A 21,329-nucleotide genomic window follows, 5' to 3' on the forward strand; every position below is an offset into this window, starting at 1 on the left:
CCACGCCCCGCTGCCGCGGGGGGCCGCACGATGAACCTGTCCGGCCCCTTCATCCGCCGCCCGATCGGCACCGCGCTGCTGGCCATCGGCCTGTTCATGGTCGGCCTGATCTGCTACCTGCGGCTGGGCGTGTCGGCGCTGCCGAACATCGAGATCCCGGTGATCTTCGTGCACGCCAGTCAGTCCGGTGCCGATGCGGCAACCATGGCCTCCACGGTCACCGCGCCGCTGGAACGTCATCTCGGCCAGCTGCCGGGCATCGACCGCATGCGCTCGTCGAGCTCGGAAGGCAGCTCGCTGGTGTTCATGATCTTCCAGAGCGGCCACAACATCGATTCGGCCGCGCTGGACGTACAGACCGCGATCAACTCGGCACAGGCCGACCTGCCTTCGGGCATGGGCTCGCCGATGTACCAGAAGGCGAACCCGAACGACGACCCGGTGATCGCCATCGCGCTCACCTCGCAGACGCAGTCGGCCGATGAGCTGTACAACGTGGCCGACTCGCTGCTGGCGCAGCGCATCCGCCAGATCAGCGGCGTCGCCTCGGTCGACATCGCCGGTGCTTCGACGCCGGCGGTACGCGTGGACGTCAACCTGCGCCTGATGAACGCACTCGGCCTGACCGCCGACGACCTGCGCAACGCCGTGCGCGCGGCCAACGTGACCTCGCCCACCGGCTTCCTCAGCGATGGCAACACCACCACCGCGATCATCGCCAACGATTCGGTGGCACGCGCCGCCGACTTCGCCGACCTGGTGGTCAAGACCCAGGGCGATGGCCGGGTGATCCGGCTGAAGGACATCGCCAACGTCTACGACGGCCAGCAGGATGCCTACCAGGCGGCGTGGTTCGACCACAAGCCGGCGGTGGTGATGTACGTGTTCACCCGCGCCGGCGCCAACATCGTGGAGACCGTGGACCGGGTCAAGGCACAGATCCCCGCGCTGCGCGACTACCTGCAGCCGGGCACCACGATGACACCGTACTTCGACCGTACGCCGACCATCCGCTCGTCGCTGCATGAAGTGCAGATCACTCTGCTGATCAGCCTGGCGATGGTGGTGCTGACCATGGCGCTGTTCCTGCGCCGGCTGGCACCCACGCTGATCGCCGCAGTCACCGTGCCGCTGTCGCTGGCCGGCGCCGCGCTGGTGATGTACGCGCTGGGCTTCACACTCAACAACCTGAGCCTGCTGGCGCTGGTGATCGCGATCGGCTTCGTGGTCGACGATGCGATCGTGGTGATCGAGAACATCATGCGCCACCTCGACGAAGGCATGCCGCGGATGCAGGCAGCGCTGACCGGCGCGCGCGAGATCGGCTTCACCATCGTCTCGATCACCGCCTCGCTGGTGGCGGTGTTCATCCCGCTGCTGTTCGCCAGCGGCATGATGGGTGCGTTCTTCCGCGAATTCACCGTCACCCTGGTCGCGGCCATCGTGGTCTCGATGATCGTCTCGCTGACGCTGACCCCGGCGCTGTGCAGCCGCTTCCTCAGCGCCCACGACCACACGGCGCCGCCGTCGCGCTTCGGCCGTTGGCTGGATGCCGGCCACGAGCGCATGCTGCGCATCTACACCGTGTTCCTGGATTTCTCGCTGCGCCATGCGCTGCTGCTGTCGCTGACGCCGCTGCTGCTGATCGGTGCCACCGTCTTCCTGTTCGGCGCGGTGAAGAAGGGCGCGTTCCCGCCGCAGGACACCGGTCTGATCTGGGGCCGCGCCAACTCCAGCGCCACCGTCTCCTTCGAGGACATGGTCGCCCGCCAGCGCCGCATCACCGACATGCTGATGGCCGACCCGGCGGTGAAGACCGTGGGTGTGCGCCTGGGCAGCGGTCGCCAGGGCTCCAGCGCACAGTTCAACGTCGAGCTGAAATCACGCAAGGAAGGCCGCCGCGAAACCACCGCACATGCCCTGGCGCGACTGAGCGCCAAGGCCGACCGCTACCCCGACCTGCAGCTGCGCCTGCGCGCGATCCAGGACCTGCCCAGCAACGATGGCGGTGGCTCCAGCCAGGGCGCGCAGTACCGCATCTCGCTGCAGGGGAATGACCTGGCGTCACTGCAGGAATGGCTGCCCAAGCTGCAGGCGGAGCTGAAGAAGAACCCGAAGCTGCGCGACGTCGGCACCGATGTGGACAATGCCGGGCTGCGCCAGAACATCGAGATCGACCGTGCCAAGGCCGCCCGCCTGGGTGTTTCGGTCGGCGCCATCGACGGCGCCCTGTACGGTGCGTTCGGCCAGCGCCAGATCTCGACCATCTATTCGGACATCAACCAGTACAGCGTGGTGGTCAACGCCCTGCCCTCGCAGACCGCTACTCCGGCGGCGCTGGACGAGGTGCATGTGCGTGCGCGCAACGGCGACATGGTGCCGCTCACGGCGGTGGCCAAGCAGGTGCCGGGGCTGGCGCCTTCGCAGATCACCCATGAGAACCAGTACACGACGATGGACCTCAGCTACAACCTGGCGCCGAACGTGAGCATGGGCGAGGCCAAGGCGATCATCGACGCGACCGTGGCCGGCATGCGCATGCCCGGCGACATCCGCCTGGCTGATGACGCCGGCTTCGGCTTCAACTCCGACCCCAGCGACATGCTGATCCTGGTGTTTGCCGCGATCCTGACCGTGTACCTGGTGCTGGGCATGCTGTACGAGAGCCTGATCCACCCGGTCACCATCCTGTCCACGCTGCCGGCGGCCGGCGTGGGCGCGCTGCTGGCGCTGTTCGGCACCAATACCGAACTGTCGGTGATCTCGATGATCGCGCTGGTGCTGCTGATCGGCATCGTCAAGAAGAACGCGATCATGATGATCGACTTCGCGCTGGTGGCGCAGCGCGAACATGGGCTGGCACCGCGCGAAGCGGCACGCGAGGCCAGCATCGTGCGCTTCCGCCCGATCATGATGACCACGATGGTGGCGATCCTGGCTGCTGTGCCGCTGGCGATCGGCCTCGGCGAAGGGTCCGAGCTGCGGCGTCCGCTGGGTATCGCGATGATCGGCGGCCTGCTGTTTTCGCAGAGCCTGACCCTGCTCAGCACGCCGGCGCTGTACGTGATCTTCTCCTGCCTGGCCGAGCGCTGGCGCGCACGTCGCGCACGCAGGCGCGAAGCGAAGCTGCTCAAGCGCGCACAGCGGGCGTAGAAGGGCCCATCCACGCAGGGCGTGGATCTACTGGTAGCGCCGGCCGCTGGCCGGCGTTCTCCGTACAGCCAATCTGCCGGCCAGCGGCCGGCACTACCGTGGGAGCGGATGGTGGGTACGAACCGTGGGAGCGGATGGTGGGTACGAACCGTGGGCACGGATGGTGGGTGCGGACCGTTGGTCCGCATACCTCCGGGTTTGACGCACGGTAACGAAAAGAGAACAATTCTCATCCAGCCATGGTCCTGCGCCCCTTCGCGGCGCCCCGCTGCCATCTCCGGCCAGCCTGCGTGATCCCAGCCACTGCCCCTTCCCCCACCCGTGGGCGGATGGCCTGTGGCCGTCCGTCGAGGACCACCATCGATGCTGCCTTCCCGTTCTCCCCGCCTGGCCCTGCTGGCCATCGCCCTGTCAGCCGCCTGCGCTGCCCATGCCGAAGCGCCGGCCGTCAGCCGTAACGCCACCGATCTGGATGCGGTGAAGGTCACCGCCGAACGCACCCATACCGACGCTGGCGCACTGGGCGACCGCGCCCTGCGCGACACTCCGTTCGCGATCACCGCTGTTGGCCGCGAGCAGATCGAGCAGCGCCAGGTGGTCTCGCTGGGCGAAGCCTTCCTGCTCGACCCTTCGGTCAGCACCCAGGTCAGCGCCTATGCCAGTGGCTGGAGCTCGCCCATCCGCAACCGCGGTCTGGAGCTGAACTACGACAGCTACCGGGTCAATGGCCTGCAGGTCTCTTCCTGGGGCACCGAATGGCCGCTGGAAGTGATGGAACAGGTCGATCTGCTGAAAGGCCCGGGCGGATTCCTGTATGGCTTCGGCACCCCCGGCGGCATCGTCAATTACATCACCAAGAAGCCGACGGACACGCCCACCTTCTCCGCCCAGCTGGGCTGGCGCGAACAGGGCATCGTCAGCGGCGGCATCGACGTTGGCGGCCGCTTCGGCAACGAGCAGATGTTCGGCTACCGCTTCAACGCCTTCCAGGAAAAGGGTGAGACCTTCAACGGCGGGCATGTCGATCGCAAGGTAGGCGCGCTGTCGCTGGACGCGCGCCTGAGCGATGCGCTCACCTGGACCTTCGACGGAGTGTTCCAGTCGCGCGACCTGCGCGAGGAATCACCGCAGTACTACTTCCGTGGCCTGACCTCGTTGCCGCGGCCGATCGCCGGAGATACCGACAACAGCGTGCCCGGCACCTACTACGACACACGCTCCAGCCTGCTGTCGACCGGCTTGAACTGGCAGATCAACAGCGACTGGAAAGCCAGCCTGAGTTACGGCGTCACCACCTCGTGGAATGACGTCAACAAGATCTTCGCCTACATCGACGATCTCAACGGCGACTACGACGTCAACGTCTACGAACTGGGTGGCAAGAGCGAGTGGAAGCTGGCCCAGGCGATGCTGCAGGGCAGCTTCCGCACCGGCCCCCTTCAGCATCAGGTGGTGACGGGCATCAGCCACCAGACCGGACTGGGCTGGGACCGCCCCTACGAGTGGAACCTGATTGGCCGCGCCAACCTGTACCAGCGCCATGCCATCCGCCACGACGCCGTTGGTTCGCGGGTGATGGCCCGCGGCGACGAGACGGTGCAGCAGGCGGTGTTCGCAAGCGATACGGTGAACCTCGGCAGCGGCTGGTCGGTGCTGGCGGGCTGGCGCTACAACGACTTCGAAACCAAGGGGCGGTACCACACCTACCCGGTCACCCCGACCTACGCCGTGATGTTCAAGCCCAGCGAGGCGGTCACCCTCTACGCCAGCTACATCGAGTCGCTCGAAGCGGGCAGCCGCGTAGGCAACAGCTACATCAACGCCGGTGACGTGCTCGATCCCACCATCAGCAAGCAGTACGAGATCGGGGCCAAGGTCGAAGCGGCGCGTTGGAATGCGAACGTGGCCGCGTTCCGGCTGGAACGTGGTGCCAACATCGATGAGCTCACGCCGGCCGGCAAGCGCCTGGTGCAGGACGGCATCACGCTGTACGAAGGCATTGAAGCCAGTGCCGACCTGCACCTCAACGATGCACTGACCGTCGGCGGCGGCGTCACCTGGCTGGATCCGACCTACGACAAGCTGTCCCCGGGCAGCGCCGCACAGGAAGGCAACCGTACCGCCGGTGCTGCGCGCTGGAGCGGCGTACTGCACGCCACCTACCAGCTGCCGTGGGTAGACGGCTTGGAGACCTATGCCGCCGTGCGCTACTACGGCGATGTCTGGTACGACGCCGACAACACCCTGAAGCTGCCTGACTACACGCTGGTGAATGCAGGCATCGGCTATCGCCTGCTGGCGTCCGGCCATCCGGTGACTCTGCGTGCCAGCGTCGAGAACCTGGCCAACCGGAAGTACTGGTCCAACGCCGGCGCCGGCCTGCCGCGCACGTTCGCGGTGAGCGTGCGGTTCGACATGTAATGCCCGGCAAACCGGTAGTGCCGGCCTTCGGCCGGCTCCTTGCACCTCCGTCCGGGCGCATGAGAGCCGGCCAGCGGCCGGCACTACCGGGTATTCCCTCGCGGGCTGTCCCCTTCACCCCGCACCCGCAATAATGGTGGGAGACCCTTCCACCGAGCCTGCATGCCCGCCCGCGAATCCCGCCTCAGCCGCCTGTGGGCCCACGAAAAGGCCAGTTATGGCCTTCGGGTGTTCATCGCCCTGACCGCAGCGCTTGCCGTGTGCTGGCAGCTGGACGCGCTCACTGCCCTGCCCGGCGTGTTCCTCGGCATCATTGCCAGCGCCATCGCCGAGACCGATGACAACTGGTGGGGCCGTACCAAGGCGGTACTGCTGTCGCTGCTGTGCTTCTGCCTCGCCGCCGCTTCGGTGATCTGGCTGTTCCCCTGGCCATGGATCTTCATCGGCGCGCTGGCGCTGTCCACCTTCGGGTTGACCCTGCTGGGTGCGCTCGGCGAGCGCTATGCGTCCATCGCCCAGGCCACGGTAACGCTGGCGATCTACACCATGATCGGGCTGGAGCAGCATGGCGCCAGCGACCTGCACAGCGCGCTGGACGCGGTCAGCCACCTGCTGGCCGGTGCGGTCTGGTACGGCCTGCTGTCGATCCTGTGGACCGCACTGTTCGCCAACCGTCCGGTACGCGAACGCGTGGCGCGACTGTATGTTGAACTGGGCCGCTACCTGCAGTTGAAGGCAACACTGTTCGAGCCGGTGCGCGAGGCCGACCTGCAGCGTCGCCAGCTCGACCTGGCCGAACAGAACCGGCGCGTGGTTGGTGCATTGAATGAAGCCAAGACCGCGATCCTGGCCCGCTTCGGCCGTTCCGGGCGGCCCGGCGTGAACTCCGGCCTGTACCTGCGCCTCTATTACATGGCACAGGATTTCCACGAGCGCGCCAGCTCCTCGCACTACCCGTACGGTGCGCTGGTCGATGCCTTCTTCCACAGCGATGTGCTGTACCGCTGCCAGCGCCTGCTCGACCTGCAGGGGCAGGCCTGCGCACGGCTGGGCGAGGCGATCCGCCTGCGCCGTCCGTTCGTGTATGGCGAAAGCAACCAGCAGGCCGGGCGCGACCTGGCCGATGCGCTGGCCTATCTGCGCGACCAGCAGCGGCCGCAGTGGCAGCGACTGCTTGGCTCGCTGGATCTGCTGGTGCACAACCTGCGCAGCATCGAGCGCCGCCTGCTGGATGCGGAGCGCTCCGAGGCCAGCCTGGACAACGTCGATACCCGCCTGCGCGACAGCAACCCGCACACCCTGCGCGAGATGGGCGTGCGCGTGCGCCAGCAGCTCACGCCCGGCTCGGTCCTGTTCCGCCACGGCCTGCGCATGGCATTGGCCCTGATCGCCGGCTTCGCGGCAATCCGCTTGTTCAATGCACAGAACGGCTCGTGGGTGCTGCTGACCATCGTGTTCGTGTGCCGCCCCAACTTCGGCGCGACCCGCCAGCGCCTTGCACAACGCATCGTCGGCACCGTGGCCGGCCTGGTGCTGACCTGGGCACTGCTGCAGCTGTTCCCACAGCTGCACGTACAGCTGCTGATCGCGCTGCTGTCGGCGCTGCTGTTCTTCTTCACCCGCACCGACCGCTATCTGGTGGCCTCGGCGGCGATCACGGTGATGGCACTGACCTGCTTCAACCTGATCGGCGACGGCTTCGTGCTGATCGTGCCGCGCATGGTCGATACGCTGCTGGGTTGTGCAATCGCCGCCGCGGCCGCCTTCCTGATCCTGCCCGACTGGCAGGGCCGCCAGCTGCACCTTGTGCTGGCGCGCGTGCTGGACACCGCCGCGCGCTACCTGGATTCGGTACTGGGCCAGTACCGCAGCGGCATGCGTGACGATCTGGCCTACCGCATCGCCCGCCGCGACATGCACAACGCCGACGCCGCGCTATCCACCGCGTTGTCGAACATGCTGCGTGAGCCCGGACATGTGCGCCGCAATCTGGATGCCGGCTTCCACTTCCTGGCGCTGTCCAACACGCTGCTCGGCCATCTGTCGGCATTGGGCGCGCATCGTGACCAGGTGGACAGCTATGCTGGCGACCCGCTGGCATTGGCAGCCGGTGAACGCGTGCGCAAGGCACTGCAGCAGCTGGCCTCGGCCCTGACCGCACGGCAGCCGGTCAGCGAGGACGACAACGACGCTGATCGCGCGGTGGCGGCCGAACTGGAGCAGATCGACGAGACGATGCCGGCGAAGCTGCAGTTGATCCGCACCCAGATGGCGCTTGTGCTGCGGATGCTGCCGAAGGTGCGGGCGGCGGCGAATGAGGCGGTGACCAGCCTGACCTGATCCCTCATCGCTGCTCGGACATTCCATCCACGCATGGCGTGGATCTACTGCACCGCGTGCAACCGTGCGTTGCGTATGGCGATGCATCCCGATCACGTTCCCGCGCGGATACTGGGTGATCCCCTGCCCCGGATTCCTCCATGAAGATCGAACTCACCGGCCGTACCGCGCTGGTCACCGCCTCCACCGCCGGCATCGGCCTGGCGATTGCCCAGGGCCTGGCCAACGCGGGCGCGCGGATCATTCTCAACGGCCGCAGCACCGACAGCGTCGAACGCGCCCGCCAGCGCCTGCTCGCCGCCGTTCCGGGTGCCGACGTGCTCGGCGTGGCCGCCGACCTCTCCGATGCGGCCGGCGTCGACACGCTGCTGGCAGGCCTGCCCAAGGTCGACATCCTGGTCAACAACGCCGGCATTTTCGGCCCCGAGGACTTCTTCGAGACCGAAGACGCGACCTGGGAACGCTACTGGCAGACCAACGTGATGTCCGGCGTGCGCCTGTCGCGGGCACTGTTGCCGGCCATGGTCGATGCCGGCTGGGGTCGCGTACTGTTCATCTCATCCGAATCGGCACGCAACATTCCGGCCGACATGATCCACTACGGTGTCAGCAAGACCGCGCAGCTGTCGCTGTCGCGCGGCCTGGCCAAGCGCGTGGCCGGCAGCGGCGTCACCGTCAACGCGGTGCTGCCCGGCCCGACCCTGTCCGACGGTTTCGCGGCGATGTTCGAAGATGAACGCCAGCGCAGCGGCAAGCCACTGGAGCAGATCGGCCGCGAGTTCGTGATGGCACACCGGCCGTCTTCGGTGATCCAGCGCACCGCCACGGTCGAGGAAGTGGCCAACATGGTGGTGTACCTGGCCTCGCCGCAAGCCTCGGCGACCTCGGGTGCGGCGCTGCGCGTGGATGGCGGCGTGGTCGACGATATCGTCTGAGACCTATCAAGGTGTGCGGACCAACGGTCCGCACCCACAGTTGTGGGGCTTCAGCAGATCCACGCCATGCGTGGATGCATCCCGCCATGGTCCCGGCGGATAGGCAGGAATGCTAGGCTGCGCCGGTCAAGGAGGCTCCATGTCCGGTCACAACCAGTTCGCCCTGCTGCGCCAGCGCCGTTTCCTGCCGTTCTTCGTCGTCCAGGCGCTCGGAGCGTTCAACGACAACGTGTACCGGCAGGCGATCATCAGCATGTTGCTGTTCATGGCCGTACCGGAGGAAGAACTGGGGCTGTACGCCACGCTGGCACCGGCCATCTTCATCCTGCCGTACTTCCTGTTCTCGGCGCTGGCCGGGCAGATCGCCGACAAACTGGAAAAATCGCGGCTGATCGTGATCACCACCACCATGGAGATCGTGATCATGTCGCTGGCAGCCACCGGCTTCCTCACTCAGAGCCTGCCGGTGCTGCTGGTCGCCCTGTTCTGCACCGGCATGCAGTCGACCCTGTTCGGCCCGGTGAAGTACTCGGTGCTGCCGTCGGTGCTCAAGCCCGAAGAGCTGACCGGTGGCAACGGCCTGGTTGAAATGGGCACCTCGATGTCGATCCTGTCCGGCATGATCGTCGGCGGCCTGGTGTTCACCGTCGCCGGCAGCCACGGTACGGTGGTGGCGGCCTGCGCGATCATCGGCCTGGCGATCTGCGGCAACATCGCCGCGCGCCTGATTCCCAAGGTCGATGCCGGCGACCCGAACCTGAAGATCAACTGGAACCCGCTGCCCGAATCACTGGCGGTGCTGCGCATGGCGCGCCAGCAGAAGGCGGTGCGCAATTCAATCCTGGGCGTGTCCTGGTTCTGGTTCGTCGGCACCGTGCTGACCTCGCAGTTGCCGGCCTATGCCGTGACCAACCTCGGCGGTGAGCCGACCCTGTATATCTTTGCCCTGGCCCTGTTCTCGGTCGGCACCGGCGTTGGCTCGTTGCTGTGCGAGAAGCTGTCGGCACGCACGGTGGAAATCGGCCTGGTGCCGCTGGGTGCGTTCGGCATGACCGCGTTCCTGCTCGACCTGTATTTCGCCCGCAGTGGCGAAGCGACCGTGCACGGACTGACCATCGGGACGTTCCTGCAGCAGCCGGGCAGCATCCGGATCGTCATCGACCTGATCGGCATCGGCCTGTTCACCGGCATCTTCGTGGTGCCGCTGTTCGCGCTGATCCAGAGCCGCACGCCGAAGGCGCAGATGTCGCGCGTGTTTGCGGCGCTGAACATCCAGAACTCCGGTTTCATCGTCGGCGCAGCCCTGCTGTCGCTGGCCGCGCACAAGCTGCTGCACTGGTCCATCCCGCAGCAGTTCCTGGCGCTGGCCATCGCCAACGCACTGGTGGCGATCTACATCTTCACCATCGTCCCCGAATTCCTGATGCGCTTCCTCAGCTGGCTGATGGTGCGCACCCTGTACCGCCTGCGCCCGCACGGTATCGAGGCCAACGTGCCCGACGAGGGCGCCGCGCTGCTGGTCTGCAACCATGTCAGCTACATGGACGCACTGATCCTGTCGGCGACGATCCCGCGCCCGGTGCGCTTCGTCATGTACTACAAGATCTTCAACATCCCGGTGATGCGCTGGATCTTCCGGACCGCCAAGGCGATCCCGATCGCCGGTGCGCGCGAAGACCCGGCGCTGATGCAGCGCGCGTTCGATGACATCGACGCTGCGCTGGCCGAAGGCGAGCTGGTCTGCATCTTCCCGGAAGGCGCGCTGACCAAGGATGGCGCGATGGCACCGTTCAAGTCCGGCGTCGAGAAGATCCTCGAACGGCGGCCGGTGCCAGTGGTGCCGATGGCGCTGCGCGGCATGTGGTCGAGCATGTGGAGCCGGCGCGACAGCCGCCTGGGCCGCATGCGCGTGCCGCGCCGTTTCCGCGCCACCGTCGAGGTGGTGGCGGCAGCGGCCGTGGATGGCCACAGCACCAGCGCACCGGTGCTGGAGGCCCAGGTGCGAGCCCTGCGCGGCGATCACGCCTGACGAGATGGGCCCGCTGAGCGGGCCCAGCGGACTCCCCCACATACGTCACCGTCCAGTGGTGTACGCGACATGTCGTGACTGTAAACGCATACATGCAACGCAGGTTGCGGTAGATTACGCACCCACAGGGGGGAGGTCCGGCCGATTCATCATGGCCGGCCACCAAGGAATGGAGTCTCGCTTTGAATCAACCACCACCGCTCAGCCGTCCGGTCTACATCCCCAACCATCTGGTCTGGGCGATCCTGACGACGCTGTTCTGCTGCCTGCCGTTGGGCGTGGTGTCGATCGTGTACGCCTCCCAGGTCGATGGCCGCCGCGCGGCCGGCGACCTGCCGGGGGCCTACAGTGCGTCGCGCAAGGCGGGCTGGTGGGCGGTGGCTTCGGCCGTGGCCCTGCCGGTCCTGTTGCTGTTGTGGTTCGGGCTGTTCGGCGGCTTGGCCGTACTGGGCGCTCTTTCCGACCAATGATTCACCACCACCACCCATCAAGGAGCTTGAACCCATGAACACCGCCACTCCGCAGGTCCCGAACAATCTGGTCTGGGCCATCCTGAGCACCCTGTTCTGCTGCCTGCCGGCCGGCATCGTGTCGATCGTCTACGCCGCCCAGGTCAACGGCAAGCTGGCGGCCGGCGACATCGCCGGCGCCCAGGACTCCGCCGCCAAGGCCAAGAAGTGGGCCATGTGGTCGGCCATCGCCTGGGTCGTGCTGGTCGTGCTGTACGTGCTGTTCTTCGTTGTGCTCGGCGGCATGGGCGCGATGAGCAACGGCAACTACTGATACGCCTGGACGGATCCGGCGCCTGCGCCGGATCCGTTGTTGCATGTCCGCGCTTCCCGCTCGTTCCCGACTCGCCCGCTGGGCACCGCTGCTGGTTTCCGCCGGCCTGGCCGTGGGTGCCACGGTGGTGCTGCGCAACGTCAATCCGTATGTCGCCGGCAATCCCCTGCCGAGCTGCCCGCTGTACGCGCTGACCGGCCTGTACTGCCCGGGCTGTGGCAGCACGCGCTGCCTGTATTCCCTGGTCCACTTCGACCTGCCCGGCGCGATGGCGATGAACCCGCTGCTGGTCATCAGCCTGCCGTTCCTGTTGTTGATGCTGCTGAACATCGCCGGCATCCGCCCGCGTGTGCTCGACCCGCTGATGCGGGTGCTGGCCAATCCCGTGTTCTGGCTCTGGGTGCTGCCCGGGTATGCGCTGCTGCGCAACCTGCCGTGGGCGCCGTTCACTGCACTGGCACCGATCTAGGTTTCCAGCCAACGGCGCAGCCCCTCGTGGTGGGCGACGTTTGTCGATCATGGGGTTGGCCGGGCGGGATGGGTTTGCGGGGGACGCCGTGAATCCCTCCGTGGAGGCTTGGCCGCGGCATCCATGCCGCGGACACCCCCGCAAACCCATCCCGCCCGGCCACGGACAGTTTCCGTGCGCGTCCACCACGGGAAAGAAAGAGAAGATCAAAAGCGGAAGCGGATCGCTTCGCTCTGCATCCACGCATGGCGTGGATCTACCGTGTCGACCAAGGTCGACACCTACCGGCAATCGCAGTTCATCCACCGTCACCGGGAATGTGTCGGGGGTGGGGCGGTGTGGGGCTGCAGGACCGTTGGCGCCATGGATGGCGCCATCGAGCCCCCAAGGACGGGTTTACGGCGTGTCCTGCAGCCCCACACCGCCCCGCCCAACCATCACCAATCCAGAGCTGCTGTTGCTGTTGCTGTTGCCTCTGCAGGTGCAGGGCTGCAAGCCCTGCAAAGCAACTACGTCACCCAGCCTGCAATCACCAGCAGGGCGAGGATCGCCAGCCACAGCAGCAGCATCCGCCACACCAGGCTCATCGCATCCCGCAGGTCCGGCAACCGCTGCCACACCGGCAACAGCCCCGCCTCGGTGTAATCGTGCGCATCCTCGCGCAGCTCAGCATTGACGCTGGCCCGCGCCACCGCGCCCAGGAAGCCGATGTTGCCGGCCAGGCGCTCGCCGTGGGCCTGGCGCCAGGCCTTCCACGCCGTATCGAAGTTGCCCACCAGCGCCATCGAGAATGCCATCAGCTGCGCCACCGGCCACTCGATCCAGCCCAGCAGGCGCTGCGCCAGCGCCAGCGGCTCCACCGGCACGCGGGCGCGCATCGGGCTTTCCGCCATCAGCGCCAGCAGCCGGTAACCGAGAGCACCGGCCGGGCCCAGCAGCAGGAACCAGAACAGCACCGCGAACCAGCGCCGCAAGGCGTTGAGCACGGTTGCCTCGACCAGTGACGGAATGTCCTCGCGCAGGCTGCCACCGGCCGCCTGCAGGTTACGCACCGCGGCCTGGCGCGTCGCCGCGTCATCGGCATCGATGATCGCTTCGATATCGCGGTCCAGATCGCGCGGGCCCCAGCACCACGCCAGCACCGCCACGCCCAGCAGCAGCGACGGCAGGCCGAACAGCACCCCACGCAGCAACCACGCCAGCAGCGCCATCAGCAGCAGCGGCGGCAGCAGTGCCAGGGCAACGCCGGCCGGCCCCTGCCAGGCCTTGCCACCGCGCGCGTCCAGCCAGCCCAGCCAACGCCGGAAGCCGTCGAAACGGCGCAGCGAGGCGGCAGCGGCCGGGGCAACATGGCCCAGGGCCAGTGCCACCAGCACGGCGGCCAGAGTGGTGAACATGGCAGGTCTCCCTACGAAACAGAACGCTCGGCGTCGCTACCTTACCTGTCGCAGCGGCGCCCTCAGCGGTGAACCGGACTGTAACCCGGGCCGTGTTCAGGTGGCGGCAATACAGGCGCCACCGTCAGCCCCGCTCAGCCCTTCTGCTGCCGGTACCAGTGTTCGATCAGGCCGCGCGAAATCGAGATCGGCGGCGACAGGCGGATGCCCTGGCCATCGTCCTCCACATCGCGTGCCAGTGCAGCACCGACCTCGTCGGCACTGAACCAGCGCGCATCTTCCAGCTCGCCATCCACGGTCGGCAGGTCATCCTGCGCCTGTGCACGGAAACCGATCATCAGCGCGCCCGGGAACGGCCACGGCTGCGAACCGAGGTACTGGCAGGCGGTCACCCGTACCTTGCTCTCCTCGTGCACTTCACGCACCACGGTCTGCTCGAAGGTCTCGCCGGGTTCGACGAAGCCGGCCAGCACCGAGTAACGCCGCGGTGCCCAGTTCGACTGCCGGCCCAGCAGCAGCCGGCCCTGGTTTTCCACGGCGACGATCACGGCGGGATCGACACGCGGGTAATGCTCGGTGGAACACTGCGCGCAACGGCCGACGAAGCCGCCACGGGCAAACGCCACGGCACCGCCGCACACGCCGCAGAAGCGGGTGCGCGAGTGCCAGTAGGACATGCCGCGGGCATAACTGAAGGCGGTCGCATCGGCCATCGGCCACAGCAGTGCGGCCTGGCGCAGGTCGAGGCGGCGCGGGGCCGTGACGGTAACGTTGGCGGCTTCGACCGAGAACCAGGCCTGCTCGCCACGCAGGCCGAGGAAGATCGCGGCACCGGGGCCGCCGCCGATGTCGGCGCCGGTCAGCGCCAGCGGCTGGTCGTCATCGCCGGTGAAGGCGCTGCCGTCCTGATCGAGCACGAGAATGCGCGCGCCCGGCCACAGGCGCGCCAGTGCATCGGCATCGTCGCGCAGGGCATCGGCGCGCTCCAGCGGTTCGCCAACGAAGGCGAAACCGGAAAGCGGCGAAGGAGTATTGGGCATCCGGCAAGCGTGCCGCCAATCGATGCAGGTGGCAAGTTCGGCGCTGTGCGCAATCTGCCGGTGTGGGCGTGCAGGCACAGCATCCACGCATGGCGTGGATCTACGGAGGTGCCAACCCTGGTTGGCACATTCCGGCCACAGGCCTCTTACATGCTGAAGCTGCTGCCGCAGCCGCAGGTGGTCTTTGCGTTCGGGTTGCGGATCACGAACTGTGCACCGGTCAGGCTCTCGGTGTAGTCCACCTCGGCGCCCATCAGGTACTGCAGGCTCAGCGGGTCGACCAGCAGGGTGACCCCGCTGGTCTGTACTGCCAGGTCATCCTCGGCACGGTTCTCGTCGAACTCGAACCCGTACTGGAAGCCCGAACAGCCACCGCCTTCGATGTACACGCGCAGGGCCAGGTCGGGGTTGCCCTCTTCCTGGATCAGGGATTTGACCTTGGCGGCCGCCGACTCGGTGAAGTTCAGCGGGCGCTCCAGCGACTGGTAATCGGGCGCGGCAACCGGGGTGGCGCCGGGCAGGGAGACTAGCGTGCTCATGGTGTCAGCATGGGGGTGCCGACGATGGCTTTCAAGCCATCGCCTCGGCCAGCTTGCGGCGTGCGGCGGTGTCACCCTTGCCGCCATTGGCCTCATCACCTTCCGGGGCCGGCAGGGCCGCCATCGGGGCGCTGGCATGGATCAGGCGGCCGTTCAGCTGGGCACCCGCATTCATCTCCACCACCTGGTAATGGACGTTGCCATTGACCCGCGCGCTCGGGGTCAGTTCGACCTTCTCGGTGGCATGCACGTCGCCGTCCAGGCGTCCACTGATGACCACCACCTGGGCACGGATCTCACCTTCGATCACGCCATGCTCGGCGACCGTCAGGGTCGCGCCGCTGGCGCCTTCGGCGGCGATCACCTTGCCATGGATGCGGCCTTCCACATACAGGCCACCACTGAATTCCACATCACCGCGGATCACCACCTGGTTGCCGATCAGGGCATCCACCACCAGCTGGCCTTCACGGTTGGATTTGCTGCTTCCGAACATCTGCCTACTCCCCTTTGGCGGCCGGCGCACCGGCCTGTTTCCAGTCGAATACCTGGGTGGTACCCCCCGTACCACTCCCCAATGTCACCCGCACGCGTTGCGGGGTGAAGTCAGCCGGCAGCATCACGCTGCCGGTGAGCTGCTGGAAGTACCGGAACGAGTAATCCTGTCCCGGTACCTTGCTGCGCTGGTGCAGATCATCCCAGCTGATCGTGGCCAGCTTGCCGTTCTTGACGCCTTCCACGGTGAAACGCATCTGCCCCTGGCTGATGGCGCCGCGGTTGAGGTTCTGTGTCAGCACGGCGGTGTACTGCCAGGTGCCGGCCGCTTCCGGGCTGAACTCGATCGAATGGGTGTTCAGGCCCTTGCGCTGGCTGGTCGAACCCACCAGGCGCTCATAGAAGGCAACGTCGGCACGCAGGCCGGCGATTTCCTCATCGCGTTCGGCCAGCGAGGACTGCACCTCGGTGTTGGCGGCGCGGCTGATGCGGTCGGAGGCTTCCAGCGTGGCCTGCTTCTGGCGCAGTTCGGTCAGCTGCGCCTGCAACGTCTCGGCGCGCTTCTCGGCGGCCTGCAGGCGCTGGCCCTGTGCATCGCGCGGCGTGGCCATCCAGCAGCCACCCAGCACGGCCAGCACCAGGCTGAGCAGCCAGATGCCGCCGATCACCAGCAGGCGGCGACGGTCGGCCGGCGGTTGCGGCGCGCCGGGCAGGCGAACCTGCACGCGCATGGGAGGACGGTTGGTCATGGGTGGATTCCGGGGCATCGCGAGGGCGACACCGGTACGGCCCCTGTGGCAAACGACGGGCTAGTGTATGACAGGACGGGTGGGTTTCCTGCGCAGTGGCGAGCCACCGTCTGTGGCGTTCAGGCATGCCATCGTCGATAGTGTGGTCCCCTGCACAGTTCCGTCGCCGGAGCATCGCCATGACCGAAGCCCACCTGTTCGTGATCGGCATCCTGCTGGCCTGGCTGGCCGGCATCCGCGTCTACCTCACCGTGTTCGGTGTCGGCCTGGCCGGCCTGCTCGGCTGGGTCGACCTGCCGCCGGCCCTGCAGGCCACCGAATCGTGGTGGGTGCTGGGCACCTCGGCAGCGCTGGCGGTGACCGAATTCTTCGCCGACAAGATTCCCGGCGTCGACTCGGCGTGGGATCTGGTGCAGACCCTGGCACGCGTACCCGCAGGTGCCTTCCTTGCCGCAGCCACGCTGTCGCCGGATGGGCAGCTGGGCACCGGCGCACTTGCTGCCGGTGCCGGTGTCGCGCTGGCCAGCCATGGCCTGAAGGCCGGCACCCGCGCCCTGCTCAATACCTCGCCCGAGCCTGCCAGCAACTGGGTGGCCTCCGCCGCCGAGGACACCGTGGTGGTCGGTGGCCTGGCCCTGGCCCTGGCACACCCGTGGATCGCGCTGATCGTGGTGCTGGCCTGCAGCCTGGCCGGCGCGCTGCTGGTGTGGCTGGTCTGGCGCACCTTGTGGAAGGGCGTGCGCTGGCTGGCACGCAGTGCGTCGCCCGACAGTCCACGCCAGCCCGGTACCGGTTGATCGCCGGGCTTGTCGCATAATGGACGCGAACACCAGGAGCACCGATGGCCGCAAACGAATCCCCCGCGGGCGCCCGCCCGGGACGCGCTGAAACCCCTCCGGCCGATCATTGGCAACGCTGGACCGCTGAACCGGCGAGCGCGGTCGCCGCAGCGCCGGCCGCGGTTCCGCCGCTGGCCGCCTCCGACGCACCCGCATCGATCGGCAGCGCACCGCCGCCGTTGCCGGCCCCGGCCGTGCTGGCCGAGGCTGGCAACAACGACCAGGCGCCGCCGCCCTCCGATTCGCCCTACCGCGTGCTGATCGTCGAGGACGACCGCGCGCAGGCCCTGTTCGCACAGAGCGTGCTGCATGGCGCCGGCATGCAGGCGATCGTGCACAGCGATGCCGACGGCGCGCTGCAGGCGATCAAGGAGCATCGGCCCGACCTGATCCTGATGGACCTGCACCTGCCCGGCCTGGACGGCATGCGCCTGACCGCGCTGATCCGCCAGCAGCCTGGCCTGCAGTTGCTGCCGATCGTGTTCCTGAGCGGCGATCCGGACCCGGAACGCCAGTTCGAGGTGCTCGACAGCGGCGCCGACGATTATCTGAGCAAGCCGATCCGCCCCCGCCACCTGATCGCCGCCGTGGCCAACCGCATCCGCCGCGCACGTGCGCAGGCAGCGACCCTGCCTGGTGCTACCGGCGCACCGGCCACCAGCAATCCGGAAACCGGCCTGCCGACACGTCACCACGTGCTGCAGCAACTCAACGCCACCCTCACCCATCGCGACCGGGGCGGCGTGTTCTTCATTGAAGTGGCCAGCGCGCTGGGCCTGCGCGAACGCTATGGCTACGCCGCCTTCGAGCGCCTGATGGTGCAGGCCGGGCAGCGCCTGGCCGAGGCCGGCCATCCGCACCTGCTGGCACGCCTGAACGACAACAGCTTCCTGCTACTGGCCCGCAATACCGATGAAGACAGCCTGGAAAGCATCGCCGCGACCCTGCGTGAGCAGCTCTCGGCGCGCGCCTTCGTGATCCGCGATGATGAATCGGTGCATCTGCGCGGCGTGGTGGGTTACGCGCCGCTGTCGCCGGGCTTCGACGATGCCAACGCTGCACTGGAAGCGGTCGAGCGCACCACCCTGCAGGCACGCCTGCTCAGCGCCGGCGTGGCAGGCCATGTGCACCGCCAGGCCGTCACCGAACAGGAACACCTGGCACTGCTGGAGGGCCAGCTGGAGCTGGCCTATCAGCCGATCGTCGCCGTCGCCGGTGGCAACACCGCGCAGTACCAGCTGCTGTTGCGCCTGCGCCAGGCCGACGGCACGGTGCTGGCGGCCGGCCAGGTGATTCCCGCCGCCGAAGCGGCAGGCCGCATCGCCGACCTCGACCAGCAGGTGATGGACCATGCGCTGGGCCTGCTGGACCTGTACCGGCACGCAACGCAACCGCTGCACCTGTTCGTTTCGCAGTCGCTGCGCACCCTGCAGCGCGATGCCTTTGGCGACTGGCTGCTGGAATCGCTGCAGCAGCGTGACCTGCCCGGCAGTGCATTGGTGATCGACGTGCGCCTGCCCGACGCGCTGATCCACACCGTGCCGCTGCAGCAGTTCTGCCAGCGCATGGCCGGCGCCGGCGTGCGCTTCTGCCTGAGCCAGTTCGAACCCAGTGGCGAAGCCGATGCACTGCTGACCCAGCTGCCGCTGTCGTTCGTGCGCATGGCCGCGCGCTTCTCCAGCAGCCATTCCAACCCGGCCACGCGCGAGGAACTGCGCAAGGCGATCGAACAGGCGCATGCCGCCGGGCTGCAGATCATCGGCCAGCAGATCGAGGACCCGCAGGCCGCGGCAGCGATGTGGGTCGGCGGCGTCGATTACATCCAGGGCAACATGGTGCAGTCGGCCGGCAGTGACCTGAACTTCGACTTCCACAACGCGGTGCTCTGACGTGCCGCTGTGGGGCGTGCTGCTGGTTGCCCTTGCTGCGGCCGTCGCACTGCTGCTGTTGGGCCTGCGCCTGCGCGCGCGCAACCGGGCACTGGCCCAGCTGCAGCGCGAGCACAGCGCGCTGGCCGCCGAGCGCGACCAGCTGCGCCATACCACCGAACGCCAGGGCCAGCTGGAACAGCAGCTGCTGCAGGCCAAGCAGGCCGCCGAAGCGGCCGTGCTGGCCAAGGGCGAGTTCCTGGCCACGATGAGCCACGAGATCCGCACGCCGCTCAACGGCATCCTGCCGATGCTGGAGCTGATCGCGCGCGGGCCGCTGGGTGAAGACCAGCGGCAGATGCTGGCCACCGCTTCGGCCAGTTCACAGCAGCTGCTGCGCATCGTCGACGACATCCTCGACTACTCCCGGCTGGAAGCGCAGGCGCTGGAACTGGAGATCACCAGCTTCAACCTGCGCGACCTGCTCGATGGCGTGGTGCAGCTGATGCAGCGCGCCGCCGATGCCAAGGGCCTGTCCCTGGCCCTGCAGCTTGACCCATCGGTGCGCCTGCCGGTGCGCGGCGACCCGGTACGCCTGCGCCAGGTGCTGAGCAACCTGCTGGCCAACGCCATCAAGTTCACCGCCCGCGGCCAGGTGCAGCTGCGCGTGCAGCGCCTGGGCGAAGGTGCGGCCCAGCACCAGCTGCGCTTCGAGATCATCGACACCGGCATCGGCATCGATGAGGCACTGCAGGCACGCCTGTTCCAGTCCTTCAGCCAGGCCGATGCCTCGACCACGCGCATCTACGGTGGCACCGGCCTGGGCCTGGCCATCTGCAAGCGCATCATCGACCTGATGCACGGGCAGATCGGCGTGCAGTCCACGCCCGGCCAGGGCGCAACGTTCTGGTTCGAGATCCCGCTGCTGAAAGTACCCGGCGACCTGCCTGCGATGGCGCGCGCCCCCGCAGCGCTACTGTTGTTCAGCGCCGATGCAACGCTGCAGGCACGCATCGAGCGCATCGCCGCCCACCATGGGCTGCAGGTGCAGGTGCTGGCACAGCTGGATGCCGTGGTCGAGCGCCTGCGCGCTCCCGCGCGGCCCGGACAACCAGCACCGGCATGGCTGATTGTCGATTCCCGCACCCGCCGCAACGGCGAGGTCACGCTGCAGCAGGCGCTGGCCGAGCGCGGCGACGATGATGCACTGCAGGTACTGTGGCTGCAGGAAGACACGCCTGCACAACGCCCGCGCCAACGCCAGCTGCTCCCGCATTTCGATGATGCAGCCCTGCATGCACTGCTGGCGGCGCCTGCCACGCCTGCCCGCCCTGCCGCCCTGCTGGCCAATGCCGAAGACGGCTTGCCCGCACCGACGCTGCCGCCACTGCACCTGCGCGTGCTGCTGGTGGAAGACAACACGGTCAACCGGATGGTGGCCGAGCATCTGCTGCGCGTGTTCCAGTGCGAGGTGCGCAACGCCGCCGACGGCGAGCAGGCACTGGCCGCCCTTCGCGAGGGCGGCGTGGACGTGGTGCTGATGGATTGCCAGATGCCGGTGCTGGACGGCTACGCCGCCACGCGCCGCTGGCGTGCGGAAGAAACGGAAACCGGGCGCTCGCGGTTGCCGATCATCGCGATGACGGCCAACGCCATGGCCGGTGACCGCGAACGCTGCCTGCAGGCCGGCATGGACGATTACCTGTCCAAGCCGATCGCGCGCGCCACCTTGCATGCGCTGTTGAAGCGCTGGGGGGGCGGTAGAGCTGCATCACCTGCACGGCCTTCTGTAGAGCCGAGCCATGCTCGGCTGACGGCCAATAGCAGTCGCGCTCCATCAGCCGAGCATGGCTCGGCTCTACAAGACGATGACAGCCGAGTCGGCTCCAAGCCACAGCCGGTGCTGGACCGTGATGTGCTGGACGAACTGCACGCGGTGATCGGCGATACCGCCCTCCAGATCGTCTCGGTGTTCCTGGAGGATGCGCCGGCGATGGTGCAGCAGCTGCAGCAGGCCGCGCAGAGCAGCGACGAGCCGCGACTGCAGGCAATCGCCCACAGCCTTAAATCATCGAGTGCGAACGTGGGGGCGTTGTCGCTGTCGGCAATCGCGCAGCGGATCGAGCACGAAGCCCGTAGTGGCAGCCTGCAGCGCCCCGCAGTGGCGGTGGCGCTGCTGGTTGCCGAATTCGCCCGGGCGCGCGTGGCGCTGACGGGCTACCTGGCACAGCATCGGTAGCGTCGAGCTTGCTCGACCATCGCCATGCTGATC

At 67.5% G+C, this 21,329-nt stretch carries 16 protein-coding genes; 11 read left to right on the forward strand and 5 right to left on the reverse strand.

Annotation, left to right across the window (positions count from 1 at the left end):
* Positions 1-30: 30 nt before the first annotated feature.
* The 8 genes from ACZK5G_RS20440 to ACZK5G_RS20475 all read left to right on the forward strand — a co-directional run bounded on the left by ACZK5G_RS20440 (position 31) and on the right by ACZK5G_RS20475 (position 12,130).
* On the forward strand, positions 31-3,153 hold the full coding sequence (locus ACZK5G_RS20440) for an efflux RND transporter permease subunit (protein WP_478464600.1): 3,123 nt from the start codon (positions 31-33) through the stop codon (positions 3,151-3,153).
* A gap of 363 nt (positions 3,154-3,516) precedes the next feature.
* The gene (locus ACZK5G_RS20445; RefSeq protein ID WP_478464602.1) at positions 3,517-5,574 is read left to right on the forward strand and encodes a TonB-dependent siderophore receptor; all 2,058 of its coding nucleotides are present in this window, start codon (positions 3,517-3,519) and stop codon (positions 5,572-5,574) included.
* 162 nt (positions 5,575-5,736) lie between these two features.
* A complete protein-coding gene (yccS, locus tag ACZK5G_RS20450) occupies positions 5,737-7,914 on the forward strand; it encodes a YccS family putative transporter (protein ID WP_478464604.1) in 2,178 nt (725 codons plus the stop codon).
* A gap of 140 nt (positions 7,915-8,054) precedes the next feature.
* Positions 8,055-8,849 (forward strand): SDR family NAD(P)-dependent oxidoreductase, encoded by a 795-nt coding sequence (locus tag ACZK5G_RS20455; RefSeq protein ID WP_049461643.1) that lies wholly within the window; start codon positions 8,055-8,057, stop codon positions 8,847-8,849.
* Positions 8,850-8,988: 139 nt separating this feature from the next.
* A complete protein-coding gene (locus ACZK5G_RS20460; RefSeq protein WP_182266809.1) occupies positions 8,989-10,878 on the forward strand; it encodes an MFS transporter in 1,890 nt (629 codons plus the stop codon).
* Between the two features lie 182 nt (positions 10,879-11,060).
* The gene (locus tag ACZK5G_RS20465; protein ID WP_005419784.1) at positions 11,061-11,348 is read left to right on the forward strand and encodes a CD225/dispanin family protein; all 288 of its coding nucleotides are present in this window, start codon (positions 11,061-11,063) and stop codon (positions 11,346-11,348) included.
* 34 nt (positions 11,349-11,382) lie between these two features.
* Positions 11,383-11,661, forward strand: a complete 279-nt coding sequence (locus ACZK5G_RS20470) for a CD225/dispanin family protein (RefSeq protein ID WP_049401660.1) — start codon at positions 11,383-11,385, stop codon at positions 11,659-11,661.
* A gap of 43 nt (positions 11,662-11,704) precedes the next feature.
* A complete protein-coding gene (locus ACZK5G_RS20475; protein WP_006473646.1) occupies positions 11,705-12,130 on the forward strand; it encodes a DUF2752 domain-containing protein in 426 nt (141 codons plus the stop codon).
* A gap of 509 nt (positions 12,131-12,639) precedes the next feature.
* Here the strand turns inward: ACZK5G_RS20475 and ampE are convergent.
* The 5 genes from ampE to ACZK5G_RS20500 all read right to left on the reverse strand — a co-directional run bounded on the left by ampE (position 12,640) and on the right by ACZK5G_RS20500 (position 16,350).
* Positions 12,640-13,527: a regulatory signaling modulator protein AmpE gene (gene ampE / locus ACZK5G_RS20480; protein WP_032127176.1), complete on the reverse strand. Its 888-nt coding sequence runs from the start codon at positions 13,525-13,527 to the stop codon at positions 12,640-12,642.
* Positions 13,528-13,661: 134 nt separating this feature from the next.
* On the reverse strand, positions 13,662-14,567 hold the full coding sequence (nudC, locus tag ACZK5G_RS20485) for an NAD(+) diphosphatase (RefSeq protein ID WP_049424057.1): 906 nt from the start codon (positions 14,565-14,567) through the stop codon (positions 13,662-13,664).
* Between the two features lie 146 nt (positions 14,568-14,713).
* On the reverse strand, positions 14,714-15,106 hold the full coding sequence (gene erpA / locus ACZK5G_RS20490) for an iron-sulfur cluster insertion protein ErpA (RefSeq protein ID WP_005419789.1): 393 nt from the start codon (positions 15,104-15,106) through the stop codon (positions 14,714-14,716).
* A gap of 31 nt (positions 15,107-15,137) precedes the next feature.
* Complete coding sequence (locus ACZK5G_RS20495) at positions 15,138-15,602, reverse strand: bactofilin family protein (protein ID WP_006398829.1); 465 nt, start codon at positions 15,600-15,602, stop codon at positions 15,138-15,140.
* A gap of 4 nt (positions 15,603-15,606) precedes the next feature.
* Positions 15,607-16,350 carry a DUF6776 family protein gene (locus ACZK5G_RS20500; protein WP_019336613.1) on the reverse strand — a complete coding sequence of 248 codons (744 nt, stop codon included), beginning with the start codon at positions 16,348-16,350 and terminating at the stop codon, positions 15,607-15,609.
* A 179-nt stretch (positions 16,351-16,529) separates the two neighbouring features.
* On the opposite strand from ACZK5G_RS20500, the gene ACZK5G_RS20505 reads away from it, so the two are divergent.
* The 3 genes from ACZK5G_RS20505 to ACZK5G_RS20515 are packed head-to-tail and all read left to right on the forward strand — an operon-like array spanning position 16,530 to position 21,296.
* Entirely contained in the window at positions 16,530-17,147 is a 618-nt protein-coding gene (locus tag ACZK5G_RS20505; RefSeq protein WP_005411305.1) for a DUF4126 domain-containing protein, read from the forward strand.
* A gap of 44 nt (positions 17,148-17,191) precedes the next feature.
* Positions 17,192-19,078: an EAL domain-containing protein gene (locus ACZK5G_RS20510; protein WP_478464606.1), complete on the forward strand. Its 1,887-nt coding sequence runs from the start codon at positions 17,192-17,194 to the stop codon at positions 19,076-19,078.
* Between the two features lies 1 nt (position 19,079).
* Complete coding sequence (locus ACZK5G_RS20515; RefSeq protein ID WP_478464608.1) at positions 19,080-21,296, forward strand: hybrid sensor histidine kinase/response regulator; 2,217 nt, start codon at positions 19,080-19,082, stop codon at positions 21,294-21,296.
* Positions 21,297-21,329: the final 33 nt, after the last annotated feature.

It is taken from the genome of Stenotrophomonas sp. 62841_Sma (assembly GCF_056482945.1).